The organism is Stenotrophomonas sp. SrG (assembly GCF_050031795.1).
GTDB lineage: Bacteria > Pseudomonadota > Gammaproteobacteria > Xanthomonadales > Xanthomonadaceae > Stenotrophomonas > Stenotrophomonas rhizophila_A.
Map to the genome: position 1 here is coordinate 1 of NZ_JBNBBE010001800.1, position 230 is coordinate 230.

1 protein-coding gene is annotated in these 230 nt (G+C 66.5%); it reads right to left on the minus strand.

The window, feature by feature from the left end; all coding sequences use genetic code 11:
* The coding region (locus ACQG3P_RS25440) for a hypothetical protein (RefSeq protein ID WP_426806591.1) at positions 1-230 on the minus strand (230 nt) is incomplete at both ends.

Genomic DNA, 230 nt, shown 5'->3' on the forward strand with positions numbered 1-230 from the left:
CACGCCCACGCCCAGGTCCAGGCGCTGGCGTGCGGCAATGGTCGACGATCGCTGCACGCCGCCCACGTTTTCCGCCTGGTTGTTGAGCGTTCCGGCTTTGATGGCGATGTGATCGCCATAGATGCGGCCGGTGCCTATGTTGACCAGCGTCCCGGCGTCGACATGGGTGGTACGACCATCCAGCAGGCCGCGTTTGACCAGTTCGCCGGCGGCGACCAGCCGGGTGAGGA